Annotated in this window: 24 protein-coding genes and 1 riboswitch; of the genes, 11 read left to right on the top strand and 13 right to left on the bottom strand. The window is 58.4% G+C overall.

Features of this window, described 5'->3' with window-relative positions; genetic code table 11:
* Window positions 1–15 precede the first annotated feature (15 nt).
* Both dacB and MHM86_RS07360 read right to left on the bottom strand, forming a co-directional pair.
* Window positions 16–1,518, bottom strand: a complete 1,503-nt coding sequence (gene dacB / locus MHM86_RS07365; RefSeq protein ID WP_239197522.1) for a D-alanyl-D-alanine carboxypeptidase/D-alanyl-D-alanine-endopeptidase — start codon at window positions 1,516–1,518, stop codon at window positions 16–18.
* A gap of 100 nt (window positions 1,519–1,618) precedes the next feature.
* Window positions 1,619–2,218: a nicotinate-nucleotide adenylyltransferase gene (locus tag MHM86_RS07360; RefSeq protein WP_239197521.1), complete on the bottom strand. Its 600-nt coding sequence runs from the start codon at window positions 2,216–2,218 to the stop codon at window positions 1,619–1,621.
* Between the two features lie 173 nt (window positions 2,219–2,391).
* Here MHM86_RS07360 and MHM86_RS07355 point away from each other — a divergent pair, with 173 nt between their 5' ends.
* The 7 genes from MHM86_RS07355 to MHM86_RS07325 all read left to right on the top strand — a co-directional run bounded on the left by MHM86_RS07355 (window position 2,392) and on the right by MHM86_RS07325 (window position 10,175).
* Window positions 2,392–3,267 (top strand): helix-turn-helix domain-containing GNAT family N-acetyltransferase, encoded by an 876-nt coding sequence (locus MHM86_RS07355; RefSeq protein WP_239197520.1) that lies wholly within the window; start codon window positions 2,392–2,394, stop codon window positions 3,265–3,267.
* A gap of 367 nt (window positions 3,268–3,634) precedes the next feature.
* Complete coding sequence (gene ettA, locus MHM86_RS07350) at window positions 3,635–5,290, top strand: energy-dependent translational throttle protein EttA (RefSeq protein ID WP_239197518.1); 1,656 nt, start codon at window positions 3,635–3,637, stop codon at window positions 5,288–5,290.
* Between the two features lie 33 nt (window positions 5,291–5,323).
* Window positions 5,324–6,079 (top strand): DUF4145 domain-containing protein, encoded by a 756-nt coding sequence (locus MHM86_RS07345; protein WP_239197516.1) that lies wholly within the window; start codon window positions 5,324–5,326, stop codon window positions 6,077–6,079.
* A 440-nt stretch (window positions 6,080–6,519) separates the two neighbouring features.
* A complete protein-coding gene (locus MHM86_RS07340) occupies window positions 6,520–7,080 on the top strand; it encodes a L,D-transpeptidase (protein WP_239197514.1) in 561 nt (186 codons plus the stop codon).
* Window positions 7,081–7,184: 104 nt separating this feature from the next.
* Window positions 7,185–7,592, top strand: a complete 408-nt coding sequence (locus MHM86_RS07335; protein WP_239197512.1) for a universal stress protein — start codon at window positions 7,185–7,187, stop codon at window positions 7,590–7,592.
* 204 nt (window positions 7,593–7,796) lie between these two features.
* Window positions 7,797–9,611, top strand: coding sequence for a translation elongation factor 4 (gene lepA, locus MHM86_RS07330; protein ID WP_239197510.1), 1,815 nt, complete (start codon window positions 7,797–7,799; stop codon window positions 9,609–9,611).
* A 381-nt stretch (window positions 9,612–9,992) separates the two neighbouring features.
* A complete protein-coding gene (locus MHM86_RS07325) occupies window positions 9,993–10,175 on the top strand; it encodes a CTP synthetase (RefSeq protein ID WP_239197508.1) in 183 nt (60 codons plus the stop codon).
* A gap of 123 nt (window positions 10,176–10,298) precedes the next feature.
* On the opposite strand, the gene MHM86_RS07320 is transcribed toward MHM86_RS07325, so the two are convergent.
* Both MHM86_RS07320 and MHM86_RS07315 read right to left on the bottom strand, forming a co-directional pair.
* The gene (locus MHM86_RS07320) at window positions 10,299–11,060 is read right to left on the bottom strand and encodes an alpha/beta fold hydrolase (RefSeq protein WP_239197506.1); all 762 of its coding nucleotides are present in this window, start codon (window positions 11,058–11,060) and stop codon (window positions 10,299–10,301) included.
* A gap of 44 nt (window positions 11,061–11,104) precedes the next feature.
* On the bottom strand, window positions 11,105–11,956 hold the full coding sequence (locus MHM86_RS07315; RefSeq protein WP_239197504.1) for a DUF817 domain-containing protein: 852 nt from the start codon (window positions 11,954–11,956) through the stop codon (window positions 11,105–11,107).
* A gap of 156 nt (window positions 11,957–12,112) precedes the next feature.
* Between MHM86_RS07315 and MHM86_RS07310 the strand changes: the two genes are divergently transcribed.
* The 3 genes from MHM86_RS07310 to MHM86_RS07300 all read left to right on the top strand — a co-directional run bounded on the left by MHM86_RS07310 (window position 12,113) and on the right by MHM86_RS07300 (window position 13,796).
* The gene (locus MHM86_RS07310) at window positions 12,113–12,703 is read left to right on the top strand and encodes a TetR/AcrR family transcriptional regulator (RefSeq protein WP_239197502.1); all 591 of its coding nucleotides are present in this window, start codon (window positions 12,113–12,115) and stop codon (window positions 12,701–12,703) included.
* A 107-nt stretch (window positions 12,704–12,810) separates the two neighbouring features.
* A complete protein-coding gene (locus tag MHM86_RS07305) occupies window positions 12,811–13,485 on the top strand; it encodes a PspA/IM30 family protein (protein WP_239197500.1) in 675 nt (224 codons plus the stop codon).
* Window positions 13,486–13,520: 35 nt separating this feature from the next.
* A complete protein-coding gene (locus MHM86_RS07300; RefSeq protein ID WP_239197498.1) occupies window positions 13,521–13,796 on the top strand; it encodes a hypothetical protein in 276 nt (91 codons plus the stop codon).
* A gap of 73 nt (window positions 13,797–13,869) precedes the next feature.
* Here MHM86_RS07300 and glyA read toward each other — a convergent pair whose 3' ends face one another.
* Complete coding sequence (gene glyA, locus MHM86_RS07295; RefSeq protein WP_239197496.1) at window positions 13,870–15,153, bottom strand: serine hydroxymethyltransferase; 1,284 nt, start codon at window positions 15,151–15,153, stop codon at window positions 13,870–13,872.
* Between the two features lie 181 nt (window positions 15,154–15,334).
* Between glyA and MHM86_RS07290 the strand changes: the two genes are divergently transcribed.
* Complete coding sequence (locus tag MHM86_RS07290; RefSeq protein ID WP_239197756.1) at window positions 15,335–16,096, top strand: NAD kinase; 762 nt, start codon at window positions 15,335–15,337, stop codon at window positions 16,094–16,096.
* Between the two features lie 73 nt (window positions 16,097–16,169).
* On the opposite strand, the gene MHM86_RS07285 is transcribed toward MHM86_RS07290, so the two are convergent.
* From MHM86_RS07285 to MHM86_RS07250, 8 genes are all read right to left on the bottom strand, one after another.
* A complete protein-coding gene (locus MHM86_RS07285) occupies window positions 16,170–16,928 on the bottom strand; it encodes a tRNA (guanosine(46)-N(7))-methyltransferase TrmB (protein ID WP_239197494.1) in 759 nt (252 codons plus the stop codon).
* A gap of 255 nt (window positions 16,929–17,183) precedes the next feature.
* A complete protein-coding gene (metK, locus tag MHM86_RS07280) occupies window positions 17,184–18,389 on the bottom strand; it encodes a methionine adenosyltransferase (protein ID WP_239197492.1) in 1,206 nt (401 codons plus the stop codon).
* 7 nt (window positions 18,390–18,396) lie between these two features.
* Window positions 18,397–18,445: riboswitch (SAM-SAH riboswitch) on the bottom strand.
* 34 nt (window positions 18,446–18,479) lie between these two features.
* The gene (lnt, locus tag MHM86_RS07275; protein ID WP_239197490.1) at window positions 18,480–19,988 is read right to left on the bottom strand and encodes an apolipoprotein N-acyltransferase; all 1,509 of its coding nucleotides are present in this window, start codon (window positions 19,986–19,988) and stop codon (window positions 18,480–18,482) included.
* Between the two features lie 11 nt (window positions 19,989–19,999).
* The gene (locus tag MHM86_RS07270; protein ID WP_239197488.1) at window positions 20,000–20,881 is read right to left on the bottom strand and encodes a hemolysin family protein; all 882 of its coding nucleotides are present in this window, start codon (window positions 20,879–20,881) and stop codon (window positions 20,000–20,002) included.
* A gap of 61 nt (window positions 20,882–20,942) precedes the next feature.
* Window positions 20,943–21,437, bottom strand: a complete 495-nt coding sequence (gene ybeY, locus MHM86_RS07265; RefSeq protein WP_239197486.1) for an rRNA maturation RNase YbeY — start codon at window positions 21,435–21,437, stop codon at window positions 20,943–20,945.
* 133 nt (window positions 21,438–21,570) lie between these two features.
* Entirely contained in the window at window positions 21,571–22,644 is a 1,074-nt protein-coding gene (locus tag MHM86_RS07260; RefSeq protein ID WP_239197484.1) for a PhoH family protein, read from the bottom strand.
* Between the two features lie 169 nt (window positions 22,645–22,813).
* Window positions 22,814–23,128, bottom strand: coding sequence for a hypothetical protein (locus MHM86_RS07255; protein ID WP_370644085.1), 315 nt, complete (start codon window positions 23,126–23,128; stop codon window positions 22,814–22,816).
* A 16-nt stretch (window positions 23,129–23,144) separates the two neighbouring features.
* Window positions 23,145–23,708 carry an OmpA family protein gene (locus MHM86_RS07250; RefSeq protein WP_370644098.1) on the bottom strand — a complete coding sequence of 188 codons (564 nt, stop codon included), beginning with the start codon at window positions 23,706–23,708 and terminating at the stop codon, window positions 23,145–23,147.
* Between the last annotated feature and the right edge of the window lie 274 nt (window positions 23,709–23,982).

Below are 23,982 nucleotides of genomic sequence, written 5' to 3'. Positions count from 1 at the left end.
AGCCTTTATCCTACCTCACCCCCCATACAACCCACCCCAACGCTCCAGCAGCGCTTGCTGCAAGGTCTTCGCGCGTTTGTTCCAGCTGCGGCCGCCTTCGGGGCGTTCGCGTTCGCTCTTTTTCAACTGATCGCGGCGTTTGCTGTCGGCGCTGAAAAAGGCAAAGGCCATCGGTGCGCCGCCCGGGGTGGTGACGTAGCCCGCAAGCGCGGAGGCGAAATTCAGCGTGCCGGTTTTGGCCATCACCCGCAGCGGGTGGTTCTTGTCCGGCTTGCCGCGCCCGTCCCGTAGGGTGATCTGCTTCATCAGCGGCGACAGGTGGCGCTGGGCCACCGGTGTGCTGAGCGCGGCGACCATATCCTGCGCCGAGACCTTGGATCCGTCCCCCAATCCAGAATGATCGACAAACCGCGCTTGCCGCATGTTTAGGGTCTGATTGGCCCATTTGGTCATCTGCTTTGCCGAGGCACGTAGCGATGTTGGTTTGCCCCCCGCCGCCTGTGACGCGGCCAGCCCGACCATTTCTGCGGTCAGGTTGGTGGAATATTTCATCATTGCGCGCAGGATGGTGCTGAGGGGCGCGCTTTCCACACTGGCCAGCGTTGCGCCTGCGGGCAGGCGTTTCACGGTTTTCTCTTTGGGCAGAACAACGCCATGGGCGCGGGCAAGGGTGCGGAACACCTCGGCGGCATAAAAGTCAGGACGGCGCACCGGCAACCAGCGGCTGCCGCCTTTGCCAAGGGCGCCGCTGGCGACGGTCCAGTGGTCCTGCGTGCCTTTCTGTGCATAGGTGTAGAGGGGGGCCTGACGGCGCACCACCTTCATCTTGGCCACGGTGACGGCAGGACGGTAGCTGTTGGATCGCGCATCCATCGTCACGCCCCAGCCAGATTGCGCCCGTTTCCATTCAAAATGTACACGGTTGAAGTTCAGGGACAGGCCGGAAATGGCGGGGTTATAGCCGACGTGATCGGGTTGGCTGTCATCGATATGGGGCAGGTAGGGCAGGGCGCCCGCATAGACCAGAAAGCGTCCGCGCACCTCGCGCAGTCCCTGCGCTTTCAGTGCCTTGGCCAGGCGCGCCAGTGCATCAGTGTCCAGCGTCGGATCGCCGCCGCCGGCGAGGATCAGATCGCCTTGCAGTACGCCGTTTTGCACCGGCGCGGTGGCAATCACCCGTGTGTGGAAACGGTGATTCGCCCCCAGATAGGTCAACGCATAAAGTGCAGTCACCGCCTTGGTCACACTGGCGGGGGGCAGCAGGGCATTGGCATTGCGCCCCTCAAGAATTTTGCCGTCTTTCGGGTTGGCCACGGCGAAACTTACCCCGCCGCTGAGATTTGATTGTTTCAGCAATGCCTCAAGCGAGCGTGCGCGCAGCGCCGCGCCCTCTGGACCAGAGAGATCAGGGCGGGCCACAGGACGCAAGGAGCGGCCAAGAGGAGCGGCGATGCTGGTGCTGGCGGAAAACGCGGCCAGCGACGTGAGAAATGCACGTCGAGAAAACGAATTAATCATGAAGCTAAGTTAGCGCGTCTTGGCCCCAAGTCTCAAGCGCTACAGGAGGGGGGTGAGGTGAAACTATTGCGACATGCGTTGTGCGGTATCGGCGCCGCGCTTAGCGCCAGTCGCCTTTTGCACGCAACCGGGTGGAAGATTGGCTGTTCATCGGCATATTCACAAAACACCAGCGCGGCGCGGCGCCATCGGCCAATGCTTGACTATGACAGCCGGGCAGGCGCGCGGTGCGGTACATCTGCGCCGCCTTGGAGCACCGCGCGGCCATCCGGTCGCCGGGGCGTGCCAGCACGCCAATGGGCACAGAGGCCATGATCGCCTGCCAGTCCTGCCATTGGTGAAACTGCGCCAAATTGTCCGCCCCCATCAGCCAGACAAAGCGCACACCGGGGTAGAGGCGTTGGAGGGCGCACAGTGTCTCGGCTGTAAATCTGGTGCCAGTCTGTGTTTCCAAATCGGTGATGGTCACACGGGGATGATCCATCACCGCCTGCGCCCGCGCCAGCCGCTTGTCAATATCCGCAGGTCCACGTGATTTCAGCGGGTTGCCGGGGCTGACCAGCCACCACACGCGATCCAGACCGAAACGTTTCAGTGCCGCACGGGTGATATGCGCATGCCCTTCATGGGCGGGATCAAAAGATCCCCCCAACAGGCCGATCACCTGACCGGCGCGGGCATATGGCAGTGCGTTGCGCATATGTTTCCTTCTCGGCTGAGGCGGGGACTGTCAACTGGAAAGCGTGTCGTAAGTGTGCAGTTCGCTGCGTCTAACGGTGCCGTGTGGTGTGGGAAATGACGGTTGCAGGGGGTTGTGTTGGAAATATAGTTGATGCAATGCAACCACATTGATGTTCTTGAAAGGCCGTTCAGATGACCACCGATGCCGTCGCTCGCATTCGTCGTTTCAACCGTGCAGTTACCCGCGAAACCGGTGCGCTGGATCAGTCGTTTCTGGGCCGCGGTCGACCGCTGGGTCCTGCACGGGTGCTGCATGCCATCGGACCAGAAGGACGGGAACTGGAAACGATCCGCGGGTACCTAGATCTGGATAAGCCAGTGCTCAGCCGGTTTCTGAAGTCGCTTCAGGATGAGGGTCTACTGCGGCTGGAGCGGGACGCCAGCGATGGCCGTCGCCGCATTGCGGTGCTGACGGATGCCGGGCTGCGCGAACGTGCCGCCTATAACGCGCTCTCTGATGCCCGCGCCGATGATCTGCTGTCGCGCCACCCCAATCCTGACGCATTGCTGGCGGCGATGGATCTGGTGGCCTCTGCCCTTGGGCGGGATCGGATGGAACTGGTGGCATGTGACCCGCGCCACCCCGATGCGGTGAGGTGTCTGACGGCATATTACCAAGAGCTAGGCGCACGGCTGGCCACCGGATTTGACGTGAACCTCAGCGCCGATCCCGAAGCGGCGGACATGATGGCCCCGCGCGGCAGTTTTCTGGTCGCCTATTCCGACGGCATGCCGCTGGGCTGTGTGGGGGTGAAGGGGACAGACAAGGGCTATGCCGAGATCAAGCGCCTGTGGATTTCCCCCGCCGCCCGCGGTCTGGGCCTGTCCCGCACCCTGATGGCCGAGGCAGAGGCGCGCGCTAAGGCGCTGGGCATCACACTCCTGCGGCTGGATACCAATTCGGCCCTGCCTGAGGCGATCGCGCTCTATCAGCGGTCGGGCTGGGTAGAGATTGAGCGGTTCAACGACGATCCGTACCCCGACCGCTTCTTTGAAAAGGCCCTTTGAGGGCGGGCGAAAAATGGCGCCATCTCCGGCTGGGCAATCTTGCGCCAGATTGTCGGTGTGGGGCGGGGGCATTGCGCGGGTTGCCTAGTGGTGTTCATGCTCAATGTTTCTTTTCAGCGGTTAACCTTTCGCAGCTCATACGGCCTCTCGTCAGTGTCTCGCCCAACAGGGACTGTTGGGCCGCGCCGTTCCGCCCCCACGGGGCGGCGCGATTGCGCCTCCCCTCGGAACGGCGCTAGGCCATCACTGGCATGAGGCGAATGATTTTGTGGTGGGTAGAAGCACGTCCACCACCAACCGCATTGCCCCCGTTCGCCCCTTCCGGTATCACCTCTGCCAACCCTATTCCCCTGCAAGAGAGCAACCCATGGCATCTTATCAGTTTGTCTACCACATGTCCGGCGTCTCCAAGACCTATCCGGGCGGCAAGAAGTGCTTTGAAAACATCCACCTGAACTTCCTGCCCGGTGTGAAAATCGGTGTCGTCGGCGTCAACGGTTCGGGTAAATCCACCCTGATGAAGATCATGGCCGGTATGGATAAGGACTTCACCGGCGAAGCTTGGCACGCTGAAGGTGCTAAAGTGGGCTACCTGCCGCAGGAGCCTGAACTGGACCCGAGCCTTGACGTGCGCGGTAACGTGATGTTGGGCGTGGCCGCCAAAAAGGCCATTCTGGATCGCTACAACGAGCTGGCGATGAACTACAGCGATGAAACCGCTGATGAAATGGCGCAGCTGCAGGATGAGATCGACAGCCAGAACCTGTGGGATCTGGACAGTCAGGTCGACATCTCGCTGGAGGCGCTGCGCTGCCCTGCCGATGATGCCGATGTGACCAGCCTGTCGGGGGGTGAAAAACGTCGCGTGGCGCTGTGCAAGCTGCTGCTTGAGGCGCCTGACATGCTGCTGCTGGATGAACCGACCAACCACTTGGACGCGGAAACCATCGCGTGGCTGCAACAGCATCTGATTGATTACAAAGGCACCATCCTGATCGTCACCCACGACCGCTATTTCCTCGATGACATCACCGGCTGGATTCTGGAACTGGACCGTGGGCGCGGCATCCCCTACGAGGGCAACTATTCCGCGTGGCTGGAGCAGAAGGCAAAACGTCTGCAGCATGAGGCCAAGGAAGACAAAACGCGTCAGAAAACGCTGGAACGCGAATTGGAGTGGATGCGTCAGGGCGCTAAGGCGCGGCAGGCGAAATCCAAAGCCCGTATCGCCGCCTATAACGATCTGGCCAACCAGTCAGAGCGTGAGAAAATCACCCGCGCGCAGATCGTGATCCCGAACGGTCAGCGTCTGGGCGGCAAGGTGATCGAAGTGAACGGTCTGAAAAAGGCCATGGGCGACAAGCTGTTGGTTGAGGATCTGACGTTTTCGCTGCCGCCCGGTGGTATCGTTGGTGTGATCGGCCCGAACGGCGCTGGTAAGACCACACTGTTCCGTATGTTGACCGGTCAGGAACAACCGGATGAGGGAACGGTCGAGTATGGTGACACCGTGCAGCTGTCTTATGTGGATCAGTCGCGTGATGACCTGCAGGACAATGAAACCGTGTGGGAAGCGATTTCCGGCGGGGCCGAGTTGATCGAACTGGGCGATGCGCAGGTGAACTCGCGCGCCTATTGTTCGTCCTTCAACTTCAAGGGCGGCGATCAGCAGAAAACGCTGAACCTTCTGTCCGGTGGTGAACGGAACCGTGTGCATATGGCGCGTTTGTTGAAAGAGGGCGGTAACGTGCTGTTGCTCGACGAACCGACCAACGACCTGGACGTGGAAACCCTGCGTGCGCTTGAGGATGCGCTGGTTGATTTTGCCGGCTGCGCGGTTGTCATCTCGCACGACCGTTTCTTCCTTGACCGGATCTGTACCCACATCCTCGCTTTTGAGGGCGACGCGCATGTGGAATGGTTCGAGGGCAACTTCGCCGATTATGAGGAAGACAAGAAACGTCGCCTCGGCCCCGATGCGCTGGAACCCAAGCGCATCAAGCACAAGAAGTTCACCCGCTAAAGAGTGGGAAAGCGGCCCTTCGGGGCCGCTTTTTTGTTATTTGATTATGAGGCAGCAATGAATTGGACATGTCCATATTGCGACAAAGCGCAAACGGTTACGGTGGCGAACCATTTTAAAGGGCAAATGTTGCTGGACATTGGGGTGAGTGCGTCGGGGCCAATTCATTTGCAAAGCGAGGCGATTTCGTGTGCGAATGAAGATTGCCGGAGAGCTACTGTTCTTGTTCGGTTGATTAATTATAAGGGTGGGCGTGGCAAGACTTTTCTTGCTAGGCAGCTTATGCCTGAGAGCGCTGCGAGACCTCAACCCGATTGCATCCCAGCCGCACTGAGAGAAGACTATGCGGAGGCATGTCTGGTCCGTGACCTCAGCCCCAAAGCATCAGCTACTTTGGCGCGCCGATGCCTGCAAGGAATGATTCGTGATTTCTGTGGCATCTCTAAGCCGACGTTGTTCAAGGAAATTGCTGCGCTCAAACAACAAGTAGATGAGGGTAACGCGCCACGAGGGGTGTCTATCGAAAGCGTGGAGGCAATCGACTATATTCGTCAGATTGGGAATATTGGCGCGCATATGGAAAAGGACATCAATATTATTGTTGATGTAGATTCTGATGAGGCGCAGGTTCTTATTGAACTGATCGAGACACTATTCGATGAATGGTACGTCGCGCGTGCAAGGCGAGAAGAACGCTTTGCAAAAGTGAAGCAGATCGCAGACGAGAAAGCACAACAGAAGTTGTTGGCTGCTTCTGCTGTGGGTGATGAAGCCTCCTCAGTGGACTAGCTGACTTTAGCGCGAAGCACTCGTGCCAAATCGAAGATTTGGCAGCGCCCGAACCGCCCCCACGGGGCGGGCGCTTTGCTTCGCCCCTCGGTTCGGGCGCGGCGCGGTTGTTTGAGGTGGTGCAAACACATCCCCTCACACCCGCGCCAGCCGGTTGAAACATCCCTCGCAACGCTGCGCCTGCCTTCCCATGTTGATCGCATAGGAGGACACACCCATGTCACAGACCACACAGCTAAACCGCAACCAACCCGCCAAACCCAGCGCTGAAACTCCCCGCACACCCGCGCCGCAGACGCATCGGTTCACCGATTGGGCCGCCATCTGATCAGGCATAGCTGGCTGAAACGTGATCACTGCGGCTGCGCCCTACATTGATTTTCAACGTAGCTTACGGCATGCTGATCGAACATATTTTACCCAGCACATGAGTATTGCCGATGAAACGCCGCCATTTTCTGACCACGGCCGCTGCCGCCACCGCCACACTTGCGATGCCCTCTATCGCGCGGGCCTTTGAGGTGGAGCAGAAGTATCTGCCGCAGGACGTGGCGATCAAATCGGATGTGGAACCGGGCCAAATTCTGGTGCTGCCGCAGGCGCATTTTCTGTACCTTGTGACCGGTGTGGGCACCGCGCGGCGTTATGGCGTCGGCGTGGGTAAAGCAGGTCTGGAATTCAAAGGCGACGCCATCATCCAGCGCAAGGCCAAGTGGCCCTCTTGGCGTCCGACGCCAGAGATGATCAAGCGGGACCCGTCGGCCTATGGCAAGTTTATCGACAATGAGTTTCGCCAGCCCGGTGGTCCGAAAAACCCGCTAGGTGCGCGGGCGCTTTACCTCTACAAGGATGGGCGCGATACGTATTTCCGCATCCATGGCACCACGCAGCCGCGCACCATTGGGCGGTCGGTGTCTAACGGCTGCATCCGCATGATCAACGATCATGTCACCGACCTTTATGACCGTGTGCCGCGTGGCACCAAGGTCACGGTGATTTAACGCTTCTTGCGCTATACGCCGACGTAGGGTCAGGTATCTGACCTCGATCAAAGTGGATCTTTTGTGGCTGTGGCAGGCTTGCCTCAGCAAACAGGAGATCCCCTATGTACAAGAATGTCCTTGTCCCCGTGTCCTTTGAGGCAAACCGCGATTCCAAAGGTGCCTTGGAAATTGCCAAAGCCATTCGCGAAGAGGGTGGCAAGCTGACCCTTCTGCATGTGATGGAGGCGGTTCCAGGCTATGCGATGACCTATATGCCTGCCGGTTTTCACGAAGATATGCAGAAATCCGTAGTCGAAGAGCTGTCCAAAATGCTGGACGGGCTAGAGAACGCAGAGGTGCAGGTGATTGACGGCCATTCGGGCCGCACAATCGTCGATTTCGCCGCACAGAACGAGGTGGATTGTATCGTCATCGCCTCGCACCGTCCGGGCATGCAGAACCTGTTGCTGGGTTCCACTGCCACCACCGTTGTGCGTCATGCCAAATGCGCCGTGCACGTGCTGCGCTGAGCACTGCCAACAAACTCCCTGCTGCCATTTCTGTCAGAGTGGCGTGTGCTGGCTTGCCCCTGCATTGGGGCAGGCCTTAATTTTGGGGAAATGGGCTGGAAAACCCCATTGCTGGCGGACAAGACTGGTCACAAAGTGCATTTGCGCGGCCCAGAGCCCATGCACCATATTGACCAAAGCCTGATTCCAAAGCATATCCGCCCCATGACCGACCTGAAACATATCCGCAATTTCTCGATCGTGGCGCATATTGACCACGGTAAATCCACGCTGGCTGACCGCCTGATCCAATCGACCAATACTGTGGCCGATCGGGACATGAAGGAGCAGCTCCTGGACTCGATGGATATCGAGCGGGAACGGGGCATCACGATCAAGGCCAACACCGTGCGCATCGACTATCAGGCGCAGGATGGCGAAACGTATGTGCTGAACCTGATCGACACACCCGGCCACGTTGACTTCGCCTATGAAGTTTCGCGGTCCATGCGCGCGGTTGAGGGATCGCTCTTGGTTGTCGATTCGACCCAAGGGGTTGAGGCGCAAACGCTGGCCAACGTCTATCAGGCGATTGAGGCGGACCACGAGATCGTGCCGGTTTTGAACAAGATCGACTTGCCCGCGTCCGACTGTGACCGTGTGGCGGAGCAGATTGAAGATGTGATCGGCATTGATTCCACTGACGCTGTGCAGGTCTCGGCCAAATCTGGCATTGGCATTGAGGACACGCTGGAAGCGATCGTAAAGCGCCTGCCAGCCCCCGCCGGCGACCGTGACGCGCCGCTGAAGGCGATGCTGGTGGACAGTTGGTATGACGCCTATCTGGGCGTTGTGGTTCTGGTGCGGATCATGGATGGCACCCTGCGCAAGGGCCAGCGTATCACCATGATGCAGACCGGGGCCAACTACCCTGTGGATCGTGTGGGCGTGTTCCGCCCTGAGATGACACAAGTTGAAGAGTTGGGGCCGGGCGAGATCGGGTTCATTACTGCGTCGATCAAGCAGGTGCGTGACACCAAAGTGGGCGATACCATCACGACAGAGAAGAAGGGTGCCGAAGAGCCGCTGGAAGGTTTTAAGCCCTCACAGCCGGTGGTGTTTTGTGGCCTGTTCCCCGTCGATTCTGCGGAATTTGAGGATCTGCGCGGCGCGATTGAGAAACTGGCGCTGAATGACGCCTCCTTCTCTTATGAAATGGAAACCTCTGCCGCACTTGGTTTTGGTTTCCGCTGCGGTTTCCTTGGCCTGTTGCACCTTGAGGTGATCCGCGACCGGATTGAACGCGAATACAACATCGAGCTGATCACAACCGCGCCGTCGGTGATTTACCATGTCTACATGAAGGGCAAGGACAATGAACCGGGCGAGATGATTGAACTGCATAACCCTGCGGATATGCCCGACCTGTCCAAGGTGGACCACCTTGAGGAGCCCCGTATCAAGGCGACCATCATGGTGCCCGATGAATATCTGGGTGATGTCCTGAAGTTGTGTCAGGACCGCCGTGGTATCCAAGAGGACCTGACCTACGCGGGCAGCCGTGCGATGGCGGTCTATGACCTGCCGCTCAACGAAGTGGTGTTTGATTTTTACGACCGCCTGAAATCGGTGACCAAGGGGTATGCCTCTTTTGACTATCAGATGACTGGCTACCGCGAGGATACGCTGGTGAAGATGTCGATCCTGGTGAACGACGAGCCGGTGGACGCCCTGTCTGTCATGGTGCACCGTGACCGTGCCGAACTGCGTGGCCGTGCCATGTGTGAGAAGCTGAAGGATCTGATCCCGCGTCACATGTTCAAGATCCCGATTCAAGCTGCCATCGGCGGCAAAGTGATCGCCCGCGAAACTCTGGCGGCCCTGCGCAAGGACGTGACTGCCAAGTGTTACGGTGGCGACATGACCCGGAAGAAGAAACTGCTGGAAAAGCAGAAGGCCGGCAAGAAGAAGATGCGCCAGTTCGGCAAGGTGGACATCCCACAAGAGGCCTTCATCTCAGCCCTGAAAATGGACGATTGATCAGAAAACCCCGCCCCAGAAATTGGAGGCGGGGTTTTTGTTTGTCGGGGGCGCTTATGGCTGTGGTGTCAAAATATGGACGCCGCAATCCAATCGCTTGCATGACTCCGTTTCGAGTTGTTTCCTTAACGTATGTCATAACTTAAAGATACTTCACATGGTTACTATCTGATTTTGTTGATAAATTAAATTCTCGCAATGACTGTAAGTCTTGGCCTGTTGCTCAACTATACAGTGGTGCAAATGCGTGCGCTTTATGAAGCTTACCTTACGTCAATGTCAAAATCTTGTAGATAAGAGTTGATTCAAATCATGCCTCACAGCATTCAAAGGGGGTAATGTGATCACTCAAATCGAAGCTACCGAATTGGGGGACATGACATGTTCAGACTCGCAGCCATCTTACATCTCTTTATTGGGACAACGCTGGCAGGGTCAGCGCTGATCGTAGCGTTGGTGACTGGACACGACACTGTCGGCGGATTGATTGTCGCCGCGTTGGTCGGATTTGTCGTCTCCCTGCCTGTGACATACTTTGTCGCGCGGGCTCTTTTCACTGACTGATCAAGACGTTGTGCGAATCCCGCCTCGGTGGGACGGTGGCGATGATGCGAGTGGGAAGGGGTCCCCCAAGCGTTGTCGTCACCACTTTTTTCGACCATACGGTTGCGTACTGTTCGGAGATCTCTACTTGCGGTTCAGATAGCTGCGCACCGCTGCCTCGAATTCACGTGGTTTTTCTGCATGCAGCCAATGGCCAACATCAGGGATTTTGGCGAAATGGCTATTGGGGAACAGGGATTTGGTCAAATTCCGGTCTTCGCGTTTCACATAATCCGATAGGGCGCCGGATAGGAACAATGTATCGCCTTCGAACTGTCGGTCTACGGCGGGAAAACCAAGGATTTGATCCATATCTTGCGCCAGCACATCCAGGTTAAGCCGCCAGTGTTTGCCGGCCACATCCAGTGATTGGGTGAAAAATGTCGGTAGGATCGGGTCATCTACGATCGCGCGCAGCTGCGCCTCTGCGTCGGACCTCTTTTCCACCTTCGCCAGATCCACTGCGCGCATCGCTTCGACATACTGGATCTGAGAATGGGTGTAGGTCACCGGGGCGATATCTGCGACGATCAGGCGATTCACCAATTCGGGATGTTCTAGCGCCAACATCATCGCTGCCTTGCCCCCCATAGAGTGGCCGAGGACGTCCATAGGGCTGCCGTAGGCGCGGATCACCTCTGCGAGGTCAGCGGCCATGCCAGCGTAGCTGTGATCGTCCGTCCACGGGCTTTGTCCATGATTGCGCTGATCCACCGCGATCACTTGACGCTCATCTGACAGGCGTTTGGCAATAACCCCCCAGTTGCGGCCTGACCCGTAAAGGCCGTGCACAATGAGAAGGGCGGGTTGGTTGGTCGGGTCACCGTGGATGATCTGGTTCAGCATGGAAACTGGATAGAACAGCGCGGGTCAGGGCGCCAGTGGGTTCTTTAGCTGTCGCGGGGATTGCAGGGGTGACGGCACAGGGCGTGGCGCAGCACCAGCGTAACCGTGACAAAACTGACGTAGAGCAGTAGGTACCATGATCCCATTTTGGCAAAGCTGACCCGATCCAGAGGATTTTGACCGGCATAGAGCCATGTGCCCGTCAGCGTGCCGATGTTTTCTGCCAGCCACAGGAAGAAACTGGACAAGAACGCCGCCAGCGGTAGTGGCATCCAGTACCAGTTCGCGCCGATGCGGAACCAGATCCGTGTGCGCAGGAACAGCGCCAGCGTTGCAGCAAACAGCGCTATGCGGCTATCTGGCAGGAAATGGTGGGCGAAGAAGTTTACGTAGATCGCAGTGGCCAGCCCCACAGTTGCCCAGAACGGCGGATAGGGGGCAAAGGTCATATCAAACAGCCGGATCACCCGCGCCATGTAGGATCCGACAGCGGCATACATAAAGCCTGAAAACAGTGGCACCCCCATCAGCTTCAGCACCCCCGGTTCTGGATAGGCCCAGCTGCCGGCCTGCACCTTGAACAGCTCCATCGCGGTGCCGGTGAGGTGAAACAGCGCGATGACTTTGGCCTCTTCCCAGCTTTCCAGTTTTAGTGCCAGAAAGGCCGCTTGCAGCCCCAGAGAGATGCCTACCAGCGCATCATAGCGGTGGAACGCCCATTCCGGTTGCCAGATCGCTTTGGTTGCAAGGATCGCTGCCAGCAGGCAGATCCCGAACAGGCAGGCCCAGCCCTGTTTCAGGATGAACATGACAAATTCAACGACCATATGCGGCAGGCGGGCGCGCATCCGATCGCCAAGGCGACGTTCGATGGTCAGGGGGGGAGGAGAGGTCATGGGCAGAAAATATCGTGGGTTTAATATGTGTTGCTCTCCCATTGCAGGTTTTCTGCCAATCTGTCCAGCTAAGGGCGCGGATGGCCTTCCCTTAGGGCAGAGGCTAAGATATCTATGAACGATGTTCATCCTATTTGATGTAAGGACGCGGCTAAGATGGCAGGTAAGGTAGAAGCGCGGCGGGCGGCATTGCGGGAAAAGTTGATCGAACTGGCAGAGGCGCAGATCGTCGCTGGCGGGCTTTCCTCGCTCAAAGCGCGGCAGTTGGCGCAAGACGCAGGCTGTGCGCTGGGGGCGATCTACACGGTGTTTGATGACATGACGGCGCTGGTTCTGGCCGTCAATGGTCGCACCTTTCAGGCGTTGGGGCCTGCGGTGCGTGCGTCGTTTGAAGGGGCGGAGGGGCTGGCGCCTAATGACCGCCTGATCGTGATGAGCCACGCTTATCTTGCCTTCGCCGCGGAACACACGCATTTGTGGCGGGCGCTCTTTGATGTGGAGATGTCGACTGAACAAGAGGTGCCGGACTGGTACATGTCCGCCTTGGGCGAGTTATTTGCGCTGATTTCGCAGCCGTTGTCGCAGATATTCCCAGAGATGGAGGCGGAAGAGGTGTCATTGATGACACGGGCTTTGTTTTCTTCTGTTCATGGGATTGTGCTGCTGGGATTGGAAAACCGCATTTCCGGCGTGCCGCGCGCGCAGATCGAGGTGATGATCGCGCAGGTTCTGGGGCACATTCGATAAAAATTGAACATTGTTCAAAAAATATCTTGAACGCTGTTCATTTATTTTCTATACCCGATTTGTGAACGGCGTTCATTTTTTGAACACCACAACAACGGAGTTAGAAGATGTTTTCAACGCTGAAGACTTTGATCCAAGGCACCAACGCCCGCGCAGAGGCGCGGTTGCGGGACGAGCATGCCATCGAATTGATTGACCAGAAAATCCGCGAGGCGGAAACCGGCCTGAAGAACGCAAAATTCAGCCTCGCCAGCCTGATCCAGAAACAGCGCGGCGAAGCGGCGCAGCTGACCCGGATTGAGGGGCAGATCATCGATCTGACCGACCGTGCGACCGGGGCGTTGGCGGATGCGCGCGACGATCTGGCTGGGCAGGCAGCAGAGGCGATTGCGACGCTGGAAAATGAGGCCACCTTGCGCCGTCAGACTGTGAACCGGCTGGACGCGCATGTGTTGCAACTGCAAAGCGCGGTAGAGCGTGCCAGCCGCCGTATTCTGGACCTGAAACAGGGCGCGGTTGCGGCCCGTGCGGTGCGTCGCGAACAGGGCGCGCAGAGGGTGCTGCGCCGTCACATCGCGCAGGACAGCGCCTTTGAAGAGGCGGAGGCTCTTATCGCACAGGTTTTGGGCGCGGATGATCCGTTTGAACAGGCTCAGATTCTGGATGATATCGACAGCGGCCTGAAGCCCGACAGCGCGTTGAACACGCTGGCCGATGCCGGTTATGGCGCCGCGCAACAGGTAACAGCTGCCGCCGTGCTGGCCCGCTTGAAAACTGCATAACTGAACAAATTTACTGATATTAAAGGATTAAACTGATGACCGATCGTACCGATAACACTCTGATTATCAACCTGAACATGGCTGGTGTGGCCCTCGCCTATGGTCTGTTGGCGATTTCTTTGTGGCTGTCCACGGATGTGCCGCTGTCGACCAAAGGCTTCTGGGGGATGGGCATCGTGCTGTTGACGCTGAGCCTGATCAATGTGGTGAAATACCGATTTGACCAGCGTTCCAGCGAGGATCGCATTCGCAAAATCGAGGACGCGCGCAACGAAAAGATGCTGGAGGAGGCGCTGCGCGAAGACGCCTGATCCTATCGCAGAGGCAAAGAAAAACCCCGGACCATCGGTCCGGGGTTTCCTGTGTCACGGATGATCGCAAACCTTACAGGTTCGGGTACATCTCGAATTTTTCGCACAGCGCTTCAACTTCGGCTTTCACCTTGGCTTCTACAGCGGCGTTGCCTTCTTCACCGTTGGCAGCCAGACCGTCGACCACTTCGACGATCCAGTCAGCAATCTGACGGAATTCCGCCTCACCGAAACCACGGGTGGTGCCGGCAGGGGTGCCCAGACGGATGCCCGAGGTGACCATCGGCTTTTCCGGGTCAAATGGGATACCGTTTTTGTTGCAGGTGATGTGTGCGCGGCCCAGGGCCTTTTCGGTTGCGTTGCCTTTCACGCCTTTGGGACGCAGGTCAACCAGCATCACGTGGGTGTCGGTGCCACCGGTCACGATGTCCAGACCGCCTTTGATCAGCTGATCTGCCAGTGCAACAGCGTTTGCGCGCACTTGCTTCTGGTAGGCTTTGAACTCGGGGCGCAGCGCTTCCCCGAAGGCGGCTGCCTTACCGGCGATGACGTGCATCAGCGGGCCGCCCTGAATGCCGGGGAAGATGGCCGAGTTGATTTTCTTGGCCAGCGCTTCGTTGTTGGTCAGGATCATGCCGCCACGGGGGCCGCGCAGGGTCTTGTGGGTGGTGGTGGTGGCAACATCCGCATAGGGGAAGGGCGAGGGGTGTTCGCCTGCGGCAACCAGACCGGCAAAGTGGGCCATGTCAACCAGCAGGAAGGCGCCAACTTCATCGGCGATTTCACGGAACTTGGCAAAGTCGATCTGACGCGGGATGGCGGAACCACCGGCGATGATCAGGGCAGGTTTGTGCTCGCGCGCCAGTTCGGCGACTTGATCGTAGTCGATCAGGTTGTTGTCTTCACGCACGCCGTACTGAACTGCGTTGAACCATTTGCCCGACTGGTTGGGGGCTGCGCCGTGGGTCAGGTGACCGCCGGAGGCCAGGTTCATGCCCAGGATGGTGTCGCCGGGTTTGATCATCGCCATGAAGGCGCCTTGGTTGGCCTGCGAACCGGAGTTCGGCTGAACGTTCACGTATTCACAGCCGAACAGTTGCTTGGCGCGGTCGATGGCCAGGTTTTCGGCAACGTCGACGTACTGACAACCGCCATAGTAGCGGCGGCCCGGGTAGCCTTCAGCGTATTTGTTGGTCAGCACGGACCCTTGCGCTTCCATCACGGCAGCGGAAACGATGTTCTCTGATGCGATCAGTTCGATCTCATGACGCTGGCGGCCCAGTTCGTCGGTGATGGAGCCAAACAGCTCGGGATCGCGGGTGGCGAGGCTTTCGGTGAAGAAACCGGTATCGGACATGGGACACTCCGTCAGAATTTAGAGGGCAGAGATTGATTGGGTTTAGGTAACGGAATTATGTCCTTTCAGAAAGCGATGAATGCGACCAAGTGGCGTGTGTAGGCGGCAGGGGTGGTGCTTGGGGCGAAGTTGTGGTTCGATCGGCACCAATGACGCCTATCGGAAACCACAAGATTGCCGAATCCCCATGAAAATCGCTTTTGTTGCCAGTGACAGCCCTTCGGCCCAGACCGGACGTGCCGCGCTTCTTAGCCGTTATGGCTGTGTCGAAGAAGAAGAGGCGGATGTAATTGTTGCCCTTGGGGGGGACGGTTTCATGCTATCGACCCTGCACCGCTGTCGCGAATTGGGCACACCGGTTTACGGGATGAACCGCGGCACCATTGGCTTTTTGATGAATGAATATTCCGAAAGCAACCTGCTGAAACGTCTGGCCGAGGCGGAGGAGGCCGCGATTCACCCGCTGTCGATGACCGCCACCTGCGCCGATGGTAGCACCCACCGCGCGCTGGCGCTCAACGAGGTGTCGGTGCTGCGTTCCGGCTCTCAGGCGGCGAAGCTGCGTATTTCCATCGACGGACGCCTGCGTATGGAAGAGCTGATCTGCGACGGCGCCCTTGTTGCGACGCCTGCGGGATCGACTGCCTATAACTATTCGGCGCACGGCCCCATTCTGCCCGTTGGCACCGATATTCTGGCGCTGACTGCAATCGCCCCTTTCCGCCCACGACGCTGGCGCGGTGCGCTGCTGCCGACCACCGCCACCGTGCGTTTTGACGTGATTGAGGCGGACAAGCGGCCGGTGATGGCAGAGGCCGACAGCAATCTGGTGCCCAATGTCACCTCTGTTGAAATCCGTTCAGAGCCTGAGATTTCCCACCGCCTGCTGTTTGACCCCGGCCACGGACTGGAAGAGCGATTGCTGCGCGAACAGTTCGAGTAGCAGCAAAAGAAGAAGGCACCCGAAGCTCTCAGGCGCCTTTCTATGAACTTATAAATAATATAATTTCAATCTCTTACAGACGGCGGAAGGTCAAGTAATGCGGTGTGCGTTCTTCGCGCAGGGCCTTTTGTTCGTAGCGGGTCGAAATCCAGTCGTCCCACGACTGGCGCCAATCCTCTGGTCCCTCGGCCAGCCATTCAAAACCGGCCTTCGGCACCTCTTGAAGCGTCTGGCGCACGTAATCGGGAATATCGGTGGCCACACGGAAAATCGCACCGGGTTTCAATACACGGGCAAGCGGCTGTAGGTGCTCCTGCGTGACAAAACGGCGGCGGTGGTGGCGTTTTTTGGGCCACGGATCAGGGTAAAGCAGGAAGGCACGGCTGATCGACGCCTCTGGTAGTACGTCGAACATGTCGCGGGCGTCACCGGGGTGCACCTTCACGTTATCGACGTTTGCATCGCGAATCTTGCCCAAGAGCATTGCCACCCCGTTGATATAGGGTTCACAGCCGATGATGCCGACATGGCGGTTGCTGGCCGCCTGATGCACCATGTGCTCGCCGCCGCCAAATCCGACCTCCAGCCAGACGTCTTTGCCGGGAAACAGGGCCTCTAGGTCCAGCGGGGTGCGGTCGGGGTTTTCTTCCCAACCGACAGCTCCGGGGGAAAGCGCGGCCAGATCTTCATCCAGATACTTCTGTTGACTGTCGCGAAGCCCCTTACCTTTGAAACGGCCGTAGAAGTTGCGCCATGGGGCGCCCGAGGGATGGCCCTTTGAGGGATCTACGGGGTGATCTGCACCGGATTTATCGTCAGGAGTATCTGCCATGGTCTCTCACGCATTTGGTTGACCAGAGCCTTTGCCGCAAGGTGTGCGTGGCGTCAAGGGTCGGTTCAATACCGGCTGCAATCCATGTCCCGCCCGACTGATAGGTCGGGCTGCGCCTGCCTGCCCGCCAAAGAGATATTGTGGCAGGCGCATTCGCGCCTACTCAGGCAGACGCTGCCCTAAGCTCTTAAAACGAAAATAGCCGCGGCACCGATTGGTGTCGCGGCTATCAAATATGTAATTCTGCGTCAGCCCTTACGCCGTCGCAAAGGCAGTCTTGCCGACCTCTTTCTTCAGCTGTTCCACCAGATTAACGGCTTCCCAAGAGAAGCCACCGTCTGCATCCGGTGTGCGTCCGAAGTGGCCATAGGCGGCAGTGCGGGCATAGATCGGGCGGTTCAGTCCCAGATGAGTGCGAATGCCGCGCGGGGTCAGATCCATCACATGGGGGATCGCCGCCTCGATCTCGGCCGCGTCCACCTGACCGGTGCCGTGCAGGTCCGCGTAGATCGACAGCGGGTGGGATACACCAATGGCATAGCTCAGCTGGATGGTGCAGCGTTCGGCCAGACCGGCTGCCACAACGTTTTTCGCAAGATAGCGCGCGGCATAAGCCGCCGAACGGTCCACCTTGGTCGGGTCCTTACCAGAGAACGCACCGCCACCATGTGGCGCAGCACCGCCATAGGTGTCCACGATGATCTTGCGCCCTGTCAGACCCGCGTCGCCGTCAGGACCGCCGATCACGAATTTACCAGTCGGGTTCACGTGCCAGATGGTATCGGCGTTGATCCAACCCTCGGGCAGGGTGTCGCGGATATAGGGTTCGACGATGTCGCGAATATCTGCGCTGGTCTGGCTTTCATCCGCATGTTGCGTCGATAGCACGATCGAGGACACGCCAACCGGCTTGCCATCCACATAGTTGACCGAGATCTGCGATTTCGCATCGGGACGCAGGGTCGGCTCGGCACCGGATTTACGGGCCTCTGCCAGACGGCGCAGGATCGCGTGGCTGTATTGGATCGGTGCGGGCATCAGGGCGCTGGTTTCATTGGTGGCATAGCCAAACATGATACCTTGGTCGCCTGCACCTTCTTCCTTGTCCGCTGCCGCATCAACACCCTGCGCAATGTGGGCGGATTGTTCGTGCAGAAGGTTGGTGATCTTCACCGTTTCATGGTGGAACTTGTCCTGCTCGTATCCGATGTCTTTGATGCAGGCGCGGGCGATCTCGTCGATTTTGCCCATATATTCGGTCAGCTTCGTCTGATCCGACAGGCCCACCTCGCCGCCGATCACGACGCGGTTTGTGGTGGCAAAGGTTTCAGCGGCAACGCGCGCTTCGGGTTCTTCTGCCAGAAAGGCATCCAGCACTGCGTCAGAGATGCGGTCACACACCTTGTCGGGGTGGCCCTCTGAAACGGACTCAGAGGTGAAGGTGTAGGTCGATCGTGTCATGGGATATTGCTCCATTAAGGTCTGCCCGCCACGTCAGGAAGCCGTTGTGACGGGGAATTCCAAACTCGTTACGCTCCACGCAATGTGAGGTCAATCAACAAAACGGCGCGCAACAGCGCTCTGATAGGCCCAAATCGCGAAAAACAGCGTAATCAGGGCAGATAGCGCCAATAGATCGCCTGTCACGTTATAAATTGTTCGTGAGGTTGGCGCAGGCAGCGGGTGATCCACATGACCGGCCACACCCAGCGGTAGGGCGGCCAGCACGCGGCCCTTGGAATCAATCACCGCCGACACGCCTGTATTGGCTGCGCGCACCATTGGCAGGCCCTGTTCAATCGCCCGCAATCGCGCCTGCGCCAGATGTTGATAGGGACCAGAGATCTGGCCAAACCACGCATCATTGGTCAGCTGCATCAAAAAATCCGGACGTTCTGGCGCGGCGCCCACGTCGTTGGGGAATACCGCCTCATAACAGATTAGCGGCAGTGCCTGTCCCAACCCGCCCAAATTCATCAACACTGGGCCGGGACCTGCGGAAAACCCATCGCCCTGCGTGGTGGCCATGCCATGAATGCCAAAGCGCGCCATCACATTGCCGAAGGGCACATATTCGCCAAAGGGCACGAGGTGGTATTTGTCATAAATCTGGCTCACACGGCCTTCGCCATCTAGCAGTGCCGCGCTGTTATAGATCTGCCGCCCGTCAAAGCGTTGGATACCAAAGACGAGCGGTACACCCGCTGCCGCATCCGCCATCACCGCCAACGTGCGTTCAGCCCGGTCCAACGCCACAGGGACGGAAGTTTCTGGCCAGATGATCAGATCAGGACGCGGGGCAGCTTCCGTCGCCGCAACCCCGCGGCGGAAAAACGTCGGAATATGCGCCGGATCCCATTTCTGATGCTGCGGCGCATTGGGTTGCACCAGCCGCACCACAGGCCGATCCGCCAAATCCTCAGGCGTGCCTTGCAGCGCAGTACCACCGATCCAAAACAGCGCAAAAGCCAGCCCCACCAGCGCCCCACGCCATCCTCTGCCACGCGGCATGACAAAGGCAGTCCCAAACAACAACGCCAGCAGCGTCAGCCCCTGCGGCCCGACAATCGCCGCCCATTGCGCCAAAGGCGTTTCAATCCAGATGTGCCCAATCAGCGCCCAGGGAAAGCCGGTGAAGAGGTAGCTGCGCAGAAACTCTGCCGCGGCCAGCAGAACTGCTGCGCCCCACAGTCCCATACGTAACCGTATTGTAATGCCGCCCGCTGCGCCCCAGAACAGCGCCATGCCGCCCGCCATCCCTATGAGGGCAAAGGGTGCCATCCAGCCATGCCGCGCCAGATCGACCAGAAAGGGCTCAATGATCCACGACAGCGCCAGCGCAAAATAGCCAAAGCCAAAGGCCCACCCGCGCCAAAACCCCTGCCGCGCAGTTTCGGCCAGCGATACACGCAAAACACCAACGCCAAGCGCACAGAGCGACAGAAACCACAGATCAAACGGCTCCTGCCCCGTGGCGGCGACCACGCCCATGCCAGCGGACACCAAGAGGCCCAATCGCCCCTCAGCCCGTACCCAACGCCAGCTTGCGACCTCTGCCACGCCCGCGCCGCTCAGCCGGATTTCAGCCGCACGCGCAGCCGCTTGATCCGACGCGGATCGGCGTCCACGACCATGATCTCATGCCCAGCGGGATGTTGGACCACCTCGCCGCGCACAGGCACGCGACCACAGAGGACAAAAACCAGACCGCCCAGCGTGTCGATCTCTTCTTCGTCAATCTCGGCACTGTCGGTCAGCGACAGGCCGATCTCTTGCTCAAACTCATCAAGGGGTGTCTTGGACAAGGCCAGATATTCGCCGGGCTTTTCCGCGACCCAGAATTTGTCATCTTCGGCGTCGTGTTCATCTTCGATCTCACCGACGACCTGTTCGATCAGATCCTCGATGGTCAGCAGGCCATCGACGCCACCATATTCGTCAATCACCAGCGCCATATGCCGCCGTTCGGTCTGCATCTTCTGCAACAGCACGCCCAGCGACATCGACGGTGGCACATAAAGCAGCGGTCGCAGCATCGCTTTCAGCGAAAAATCTTCCGCAGCGCCACCGTTGAACCCGTAGCGCAGGGCAAAATCTTTCAGGTGGACCATGCCCAGCGGGGTGTCCAAGGTGCTGCTGTAGACGGGCAGCCGGGTAAAGCCGGTTTCGCGCAGCACCTGTACCAGTTCCTCACGACTGGTCGTCTCCGCCACGGCGATGATGTCGGCCTTGGGAATGGCGACATCGCGCACCCGTACCCGCCCAAGGGCATTCATCAATGTCTGATGTTGGCGTTGCGTGTTGGCCTGCGTTAAAGGCGCGGTTTGATCCGCTGCCAGCTGCGCAGTGCCTTTGGCCCCGAAAAGCCGTTTCAAAATCCCCGGTTTCGGGTGCTCCAGTGTCAGTGGCGCGCTGTGCGCCGCCGTAGAAGAGCCATCAGGTCCGTCGCCCATCTTACCTTTCCAAATTGTTCAGGAACCAATGTGGTTCCTTCAGTCTAACGACACAAGTCGTTCAATCTATATTATATGGGTCAGAGATACCCATTTTGCCAAGTATCTCGACCTCTATCCCTTCCATCAACGTGGCATCCTTGTCACGAATGTGATCAAAGCCCAGCAAATGCAGGGTCGCGTGGATCAAAAGATGGGTGATGTGATCGGCGGCTGGCTTGCCTGCCTCTGCCGCTTCACGCAGGCAGGTGTCATAGGAAATCGCAATGTCGCCCAGTTCGGGATCATACCCTTCGGGCGCCGCGGGCAGCGCGCCATCTTCCTCGGCGCCGCGCTCCTCGGATGGCCATGACAACACATTGGTGGCTTTGCCCTTGTCGCGAAACTCTTCGTTCAGGCCTTCAATGCGCGCTTCGTCGCAGCCCATTACGCAAACCTCCCACGCCTCCGGATCATAGCCGAAATGCGCCAGTGTTGCCGCGACCGCCACTTCGGCGCGCGCCTCCAGATCCTGTGCCTGCCAGCGGGGGTCTTCATATATCACATCAACTGTCATGCCTGCGCCCTTAGACCATCATGCTGCCAATGAAAATGGGGCACGAAAACCGCGCCCCTTTCAATGTTCTCAAAATACCTCAGCCGGAGGCTGTCCATACACTGACGTATGGCACCACGTCGTATAGGCACGCTTACTTCCCGCGCGCCTCTTCTTCCTCATAAGCCTCGATAATTGCGGCCACCAGCGGGTGACGTACCACATCCTTGGAGGTGAAATAGTTGAAGCTGATCTTTGGGATGTGTTTCAGCAGCCGCTCCGCATCATGCAGGCCCGAGGACACGCCGCGTGGCAGGTCAACCTGCGACCGGTCGCCAGTGATCACCATCCGTGACCCTTCGCCCAGACGGGTCAGGAACATCTTCATCTGCATGGAGGTGGCGTTCTGCGCCTCATCCAGCACAACGAAGGCATTGGCCAGCGTCCGCCCGCGCATAAACGCCAGCGGCGCAATTTCGATCCGCTTTTCTTCGATCAGCTTGGCGACTTGCTTGGCGGGCAAGAAATCGTTCAACGCGTCATAGAGCGGCTGCATGTAGGGATCGACTTTGTCCTTCATGTCACCGGGCAGGTAGCCCAGTTTCTCACCCGCCTCGACAGCCGGACGGCTGAGGATGATGCGATCCACGGCGCCGTCAATGAACATTGATACGCCCACAGCGACCGCCAGATAGGTTTTGCCCGTGCCGGCGGGACCGATGCCAAAGGCAAGCTCGTTTTTGAACAGACTTTCAACGTAGGTTTGCTGCGCTTCGGTGCGCGGCTCCACCCGTTTTTTGCGGGTTTTGATTTCGACGCGACCACCGCGGAACATTTCCAGTTGGTTGCCATCGCGTGTGCCTTCGCTGTCCGGCGTTGCATCCGCTGGGCCCATGCGAATCTCGCGGTCGATGTCGCCGCTTTCCACATCGCGGCCTTCTTCCAGACGTTCATAGAGGCCACGCAGAACGGTTTCGCATTCTTCGACTGCTTCGGTGCCGCCGTGAACGGACAGTTGATTGCCGCGGCGCAGGATGTGCACGCCTATTTTTTGTTCAATCGCTGCGAGGTTGCGGTCATATTCTCCGCACAGGTCAATCAGCAGTCGATTGTCCGGAAATTCCAATACCGCTTCGCTGAGGCTGTCAGGATCGATGGGCGGGGTCAGAACGCTGGTAGGCAAGCAGATCTCCTTGTTTTGGCCGAGTGCAAAATTGAGTCGGCCCATATAGCTATGGTGCCAAACACGGCCTTTCTCCGCAAGATATAGTGCTGTTTTGTGACATTTCCTCTGCGGTTCACGCAGACGTGCCACTGAAACAGCCAGCGAAAACACCATGAAAAAGCCGCCGGTGCTGCCACCGACGGCTTTGGAATTCTATCTGTCTGACCTGTATTTACAGCGGGTCAGAGATGAAAGTACCGCGTTTGAACGGACCTACAGCGGTTTCCGGTGGTGCCACGTTGGAACAGACCGGAACGCCGTATTTGTCACGGCGGGCGTCTGCGTAACCTTCGACGCCATCGTCGATAATCCAGTGGTCACAGCCGTTGGGGTCTACCCAGATACCGGCCACCAACTGGCTGAGGTGTTTTTTGTCAGTGCCGCGGTCGCGGGTTTTGTCGCCCTTCACGGGAGCATGGCCGCCGGTGGCGCAGGCTGCCAGCATGCCGACAGTTGCGAGGGCCAGTGTGGCTTTTACCAAAGTCATTTGTTCTCTCCCTCGCTTACTGGAAGCACAAGATTTCAACACGGCGGTTTTTTTGCATGCCCGCTGCGGTGGAGTTGGAGGCAAGTGGCATCCGTTCGCCAAAGCCGCGTACGTCCGAAACCTGAACGCCAGAAGCTGCCGCCACCTTTGCAACCGCGTTGGCACGGTTGAAGCTGAGGCGCATGTTGTAGGCGTCAGAGGCGCGGCTGTCGGTGTGGCCGACAATCACGAAAGCACGTGCCGAAGCAGAGGCAAAGAACTGCTGCAGGCGCTGACGGCCGGCAGCGCTGATGCGGTAGCTGTCGGTTTTGAACAGCTGGTCGGTGTTCACGGTGCCGCAGAGGTTCAGGTCACGGCAGACCGGCAGGCCTTTGCTGGTCAGGTGAGGGGTCATGTAACCCTCGGCGCCGTCGTCCATGACCCAGTGTTCACAGCCATCGGGGTCAATCCAGATGGTGGGAATATAACGTTCGCCTTTGACAGTGGCAGTTTGCTGGGCAGCGGCAGGTTGTACAAACGCCGTCATCCCCAGAGCAGACACCACTGCGCAGGCCATTGCGGTACGAAATGCCTTGATCATCATTTGTGCCAGCCCTGTCCTTAATGGTTCATATGATCGCTGCGCCTGACCCCCGTTTGGCAAGGGCGCGAAACGGGCATCATGGCGAAATAACTATCCATTAACTGTAACAGCTTTGCCCGCCAAAGGAAGGAGAAACCACGCCGTATTGCGCAAGATTTGGAAACAGTGGAGCGATTCGCCACTAATTGATGTGGTAAATACAACAGTTTTGCGATTTTCTGCTGGGCCTGTCCTGACGAACGCCTGACGTGATCAAGGCGTCAAAGCAAAA

The sequence above is a fragment of the Thalassobius sp. Cn5-15 genome (assembly GCF_022347685.1).
In the GTDB taxonomy this organism is placed as follows: Bacteria; Pseudomonadota; Alphaproteobacteria; order Rhodobacterales; family Rhodobacteraceae; genus Thalassobius.
Note: the sequence above shows the minus strand (reverse complement) of the source record. Positions and strands in the feature narration are given on the sequence as shown.

What these genes read in the sequence shown, in the direction of transcription:
- dacB (WP_239197522.1), bottom strand. Translation starts at nt 1,518, where the DNA reads ATGATTAATTCGTTTTCTCGACGTGCATTTCTCACGTCGCTGGCCGCG.
- MHM86_RS07360 (WP_239197521.1), bottom strand. Translation starts at nt 2,218, where the DNA reads ATGCGCAACGCACTGCCATATGCCCGCGCCGGTCAGGTGATCGGCCTG.
- MHM86_RS07355 (WP_239197520.1), top strand. Translation starts at nt 2,392, where the DNA reads ATGACCACCGATGCCGTCGCTCGCATTCGTCGTTTCAACCGTGCAGTT.
- ettA (WP_239197518.1), top strand. Translation starts at nt 3,635, where the DNA reads ATGGCATCTTATCAGTTTGTCTACCACATGTCCGGCGTCTCCAAGACC.
- MHM86_RS07340 (WP_239197514.1), top strand. Translation starts at nt 6,520, where the DNA reads ATGAAACGCCGCCATTTTCTGACCACGGCCGCTGCCGCCACCGCCACA.
- MHM86_RS07335 (WP_239197512.1), top strand. Translation starts at nt 7,185, where the DNA reads ATGTACAAGAATGTCCTTGTCCCCGTGTCCTTTGAGGCAAACCGCGAT.
- lepA (WP_239197510.1), top strand. Translation starts at nt 7,797, where the DNA reads ATGACCGACCTGAAACATATCCGCAATTTCTCGATCGTGGCGCATATT.
- MHM86_RS07325 (WP_239197508.1), top strand. Translation starts at nt 9,993, where the DNA reads ATGTTCAGACTCGCAGCCATCTTACATCTCTTTATTGGGACAACGCTG.
- MHM86_RS07320 (WP_239197506.1), bottom strand. Translation starts at nt 11,060, where the DNA reads ATGCTGAACCAGATCATCCACGGTGACCCGACCAACCAACCCGCCCTT.
- MHM86_RS07315 (WP_239197504.1), bottom strand. Translation starts at nt 11,956, where the DNA reads ATGACCTCTCCTCCCCCCCTGACCATCGAACGTCGCCTTGGCGATCGG.
- MHM86_RS07310 (WP_239197502.1), top strand. Translation starts at nt 12,113, where the DNA reads ATGGCAGGTAAGGTAGAAGCGCGGCGGGCGGCATTGCGGGAAAAGTTG.
- MHM86_RS07305 (WP_239197500.1), top strand. Translation starts at nt 12,811, where the DNA reads ATGTTTTCAACGCTGAAGACTTTGATCCAAGGCACCAACGCCCGCGCA.
- MHM86_RS07300 (WP_239197498.1), top strand. Translation starts at nt 13,521, where the DNA reads ATGACCGATCGTACCGATAACACTCTGATTATCAACCTGAACATGGCT.
- glyA (WP_239197496.1), bottom strand. Translation starts at nt 15,153, where the DNA reads ATGTCCGATACCGGTTTCTTCACCGAAAGCCTCGCCACCCGCGATCCC.
- MHM86_RS07285 (WP_239197494.1), bottom strand. Translation starts at nt 16,928, where the DNA reads ATGGCAGATACTCCTGACGATAAATCCGGTGCAGATCACCCCGTAGAT.
- metK (WP_239197492.1), bottom strand. Translation starts at nt 18,389, where the DNA reads ATGACACGATCGACCTACACCTTCACCTCTGAGTCCGTTTCAGAGGGC.
- MHM86_RS07270 (WP_239197488.1), bottom strand. Translation starts at nt 20,881, where the DNA reads ATGGGCGACGGACCTGATGGCTCTTCTACGGCGGCGCACAGCGCGCCA.
- ybeY (WP_239197486.1), bottom strand. Translation starts at nt 21,437, where the DNA reads ATGACAGTTGATGTGATATATGAAGACCCCCGCTGGCAGGCACAGGAT.
- MHM86_RS07260 (WP_239197484.1), bottom strand. Translation starts at nt 22,644, where the DNA reads ATGGGCCGACTCAATTTTGCACTCGGCCAAAACAAGGAGATCTGCTTG.
- MHM86_RS07255 (WP_370644085.1), bottom strand. Translation starts at nt 23,128, where the DNA reads ATGACTTTGGTAAAAGCCACACTGGCCCTCGCAACTGTCGGCATGCTG.
- MHM86_RS07250 (WP_370644098.1), bottom strand. Translation starts at nt 23,708, where the DNA reads ATGATCAAGGCATTTCGTACCGCAATGGCCTGCGCAGTGGTGTCTGCT.